The organism is Flavobacteriales bacterium (assembly GCA_019694795.1).
Classification (GTDB): Bacteria; Bacteroidota; Bacteroidia; order Flavobacteriales_D; family UBA2798; genus UBA2798.
This window is the reverse complement of the sequence record JAIBBF010000107.1, coordinates 1-4,735: the sequence shown is the minus strand read 5'-3', so window position 1 is coordinate 4,735 and position 4,735 is coordinate 1. Positions and strand designations below refer to the sequence as shown.

The following is a 4,735-nucleotide window of genomic DNA, read 5'->3' as shown; positions in this document are numbered from 1 at the left end:
TGCTTGCTTCACCACTGTGGTGAAACCAGAAAAAGTCGCCCGAAACGATATCCTTAGGTTTAAACAATACAAACGAATCCGGCAAGTGCAGCAGAATTTCTGCGCGAATAGGTAAAATGGCTTCCTGAATTCGTTTTGCATAGGTAATAGAGTCGGTGATTTCCTGTTTCTGATGTAGAATCTCCGCATTACGATGTTCCAGCTCGATGTTTTGTTGTGCAATTTCAGCGGTGCGTTGCTGAACAATGTTTTCGAGTTGAATATTTTTTTGTTTTAAACGATAGGATGCAATGCGAATGGAAATGTAAACGAGGATAATTAAAATTAAAGCATAGGTGAGGTAAGCCCATATGGTACGGTACCAGGGAGCGAGAATGATAAAACGAAATTCATTTTCGGTGCTTTCTTCTCCGGAAATTGTTTTGGCTTTAACTCGGAAAACATATTCACCTTCGTGGAGGTTGGTAAAGGAAATGGAATTTTCGGTGGACCATTCACTCCAGTTTTCATCGTAACCCTCGAGCTTGGTGGAGTAGAGGGGAGCTTGCGGACTTTCATAGGATGGAAAAGCATACCGGAAGCGCAATGCATTTTCACTATAATTCAATTGGGGAATGGAGCTTTCGTTTTGTGCATTGATACGCGCCAGTGAATCTCCAAATGAACCTTTAAACGTGAATTTTCCGTTGGCAGAATTGATTTCACGGATAAGAACAGGGTGCCGGTTTCTATCGCGACCTTCGAATCGGGGATCGTATTTTACAATGCCGTTGGACCCTGCGATATAGAGGAAACCATTGGGACTATACTCCATGGCATTGATCATTCCCAAATCCACTTCTTTAAAGGTGAGCGTGTCAATTTTACCATCCGATTCCAGATGAAGAATGGAATTGTCGACCACCATCCAGGCTCCATTTTTTTTATCCACCGCAATGGAGGTAATTGCGCTCCGCCAGTTGGAATCGAGCAGCGAGAGGTAGTCGAAATAGCCACGTTCAAATTCAGGTTTTCCTTTGAGGGAATCATCGAGCTGGGCACGGATTTCCTCTTCGCTAATGAAATATTGAAACCCGGTGGCTGTTGCAAAAACTATTTCTTCGCGGTAGGGAAATGGACGAACATAACCATCCGACAAATAATCCATCGTGGTGTAATTATCTACACTGAACCTTCCGTCAATTCCCATTCTGATTTTAAACACACCTTCGGTAGTTGTGCCAATCCAGAATTGAGATTGGGTTGCGGTAGAAAGCAATTTGTCTTTTTCAATTCGTAATCCTCTTGCAATTCCACTCCGGTTCAATTGCGTTAAGGTTCCTGAAGGGTAAGAAAAGCTATAAATTCCATTTCCGCCAATAGCAAGAATGGTTTGGTTGGAAGCATCGTAGTAGGAAGCGTTAAAGATATCGTGACTAATTTTCCGCAATTGATTGTTTTGGTAAATGAATAATCCATCCGCAGATGCAATCAGGCAAAATGCTTGATGATTTTTGTCTTCAAAACTACGTACCTCATATACCTGCGATTTAATTCCCGGATATGATTCGAATAAACGCAATTCTGAATTTCCGGAAATGAATAAACCATTGCTGGTTCCCACCAGAATTTTTCCGTCCTTCAGGGCAATGGATTCAACTTCACCATCGAGACCATGTTGACGGTTATAATATTCAAACGGACTATCGATGCGGATAAAATGAAATCCCGAAGGAGAAACACCCCAGAGATTTCCGCTGCGGTCTACAATTAACTTTGTGATATCATCCGTACTTAATCCCGATCGGCGGTCGATTTGCCGTAATGCTTTTCCCTGCTCATTGAACAAAAATATACCATGTGATTGGGTTGAAACTGCAAATGAAATATGGTGGTGATTAACCGGAACTACATCCGTAATATCCAATATGGAAAACAAAGAAGGATCATTGTTCAGAATGTCAATTTTAGAATTTGTTTTATTCAGCAGATAAAATCCTCTTTCGCGGACGACGATTAAATCTTGCTTCTCATTCCAGGGCAGAACTCCGAAAATTCCGTTATCCAGAAAAAGGGTGTCGGCAGAAATTACTTTTCGTTTTCCTTGTTCAATTGAAATTAACCCCTCACCACGATCGCGGGCATAAAACGTGGAATTGCAGGTAAACGATAAATGATAGGAGTCCGTAGCCGGATAAGAGCTTATGGTTCCGTTTTTATATTGAAACAGGTACTGAATGCCTTGAAAAAATATTCCTTCAGAAGTGGAATGTGCTCTTAAAATGAGTCCAAAAGTTTGAAGTTCATCGGGGATTAATCCAACCAGACTACTAAACACCATATCACCATTTTTATCGGGTGCTATCATTCCGATAAATCCGGATCCGCCTACATAGATAATTCCGTTTTCATCCATGCACAAGGCACTCACATAGGCACCCTGCACTACAGGAATAAATCGCCATCCGGTGCCGTCAAATTCCAGCACACCTCCGGTATTACCTACGTAGATCATTCCGCGGTCGTCCTGAATGATATTGTAATTATTGGGAGTTTGCTTTTTACCGTAATCGCGTGGACCGTAATTCCGTATTAATGGAGCATATTCCTGGGTGTAGGCGCTCAGCGATACACTCAAAAACATCAATAGTGCAACAAAAGATCTCATTCGTCGTTGGAACAGAAGGATAAAACATTTATTTTTCTGAACGATGCAAAATACTAAAAATTGATGCTGCAGAAGGTGAATTGGGTGCGAATACTGATCTTTTTTTTGATTGGGGTGCAGGGTGAAACGCTATTTGCACAGAAATACTGTTTTTCCATATGTCACGATCGTTTAACCATAGTCGCGCAAAACGGGAAGGAAGGAATTCAGACCCGGGAGGGGAACTGGATAATAGAACCATCGCTTTACCGTGAGATCCTACCCATCAGCGATGATGATGATCCCTCGTCAACAGTTTGCTTTTTGGGAATTAAATCGGTTCGGTACGATAGTCTGGAAATTTTTCAGGATGAAAACACGGGGGATTTGCCTTCCTTTTACAAGGATTTTATACGTCGTACAGAAATGGATGCAGATTTGCTTTCCTGCGATGGTAAACTTTTGCGGGAGGGAATCAGGAACCTTCAATACATCCATAGTCTTATAATACCGTCCGATAGCCTGAACAGTACCGCATATTACGATCAGGGTTGGATTGATTTATTGGGGACCGGAATCCAGGGCTCTTATTATTCTATTCCTGACTTTACACGATTTAAAAAAGGAACGCCATTATTGTTTACCACGAATACGGGAAATTTTTTATTCTGTCCCTATACCGGAATATTCATTGAGGAGGTAGCCGCTGCCACTGAACTGGATCATGGTTGGTTGTTGTCAACCTCCATCTCCATGGAAGGCGCCATTTTTGGTTCCGAATCCCATTTCGGTTATCTCGATTCGGGTATGCAAAAGTTCATTCCACCGGTTTATCCTTTCTTTGAAGTTATCTATGATGAGGCACAAAAACCACGGTCCATTTTAATTGAGGAAAACGGGAAAAAAGGAATTATCGATCTGGACCGAAAGACGATTTTAGCTTCGCATTACAATGAAATTATTCCTGTACAGTATGGCTATATTCTGGTAGAAGGCGGAGAAAAGAAAATGAAAGTATATACCGATACCCTGTATTATTACATCGATATGGAGTTGACTCCACACCAGGAGGTGATGAACCGCGAGATGGAGTATTACCAAAATGCAAAATTCGGATTTGCGGATCTTCAGGGAAAAATTATTTTAAAACCAAGCAAGGGAAAAGTTGATGTGAAGGGCTTTAATGTCTTTAAGAACAATTCCAAAGTGATAACGCCGGCTTATTACGAAATGAATTCGGATGCGTATTCATCTTATTTAAGTCGCTACAAAGAGAGTAAGCAGGACTGGACCATTTATCAGCTCGATGGAAAGCGATTAAAAGGAACTTACGATTCTATCGTCGATGTATCCTTTTATTCCAGTAATAATTATTCCGACGATGCCAGATCAAGTTCCTTAATGATGGTAGGGAAAAATGGACGAATGAATCTTTTGTATGACGGCAAATTGTTGTTTCCGAAGGAGAAGTTGAATTCTGTTCTGCCCGATTTTTCTTTTTGCGATGGCGAAAGAAATTTATTTGTGATAAAAGGAAATGATCAGGGAAAATTTGGTTTTTTTAATCAGCGCGATTCCATTCATTCAGACATGATTTATTCGGGAATGGAACTACTGAAGAAAGATGATTCCGATTCGATTGAAGAAAACTGTCCGCTTATCATTGCATCACTCGGTGGAAAAAAGATAAGGTATAAACGAGAAGGATTTGATTTAAACGGTAATGTTATTCAGGTAGAGGAAGAAGCATTGGTGGGAGTGCGGTATGTCCTCCTGGATCATCGCGGAAAACGTATTCGCCCCGAGTCGTTTGATACACTCATAAAAGTGGGAGAAGAAAATAATTTGGTGGGACGAATCAATAATTTCTACGGCGTTTTGGATCCACATGGCGAAGAATGGGTTCCTTTTCAGTATACAGATATCCGTGTTTTAGGATCAGATTATTTTGAAGTTTGCAATGGGGGACAATGTGGATTGTATTACAAAAACAAAATCGTAATTCCCGAAATGTATTCGGCATTCGATTGGTTAGGTGAAAACTTTTTACGTGTACGACTGGATTATTTATACGGTGTTTATTCAACCGAAACGCAACAAATAATTCTA

2 protein-coding genes are annotated in these 4,735 nt (G+C 40.8%); one reads left to right on the top strand and one right to left on the bottom strand.

All coding sequences use genetic code 11. The features are described 5' to 3' along the window. The coding region (locus tag K1X56_14870) for a hypothetical protein (protein ID MBX7096001.1) at window positions 1–2,647 on the bottom strand (2,647 nt) is incomplete at its 3' end. A 63-nt stretch (window positions 2,648–2,710) separates the two neighbouring features. On the opposite strand from K1X56_14870, the gene K1X56_14865 reads away from it, so the two are divergent. Further along, window positions 2,711–4,735, top strand: a 2,025-nt coding sequence (locus K1X56_14865; GenBank protein MBX7096000.1) for a WG repeat-containing protein, incomplete at its 3' end; no start/stop codon positions are given.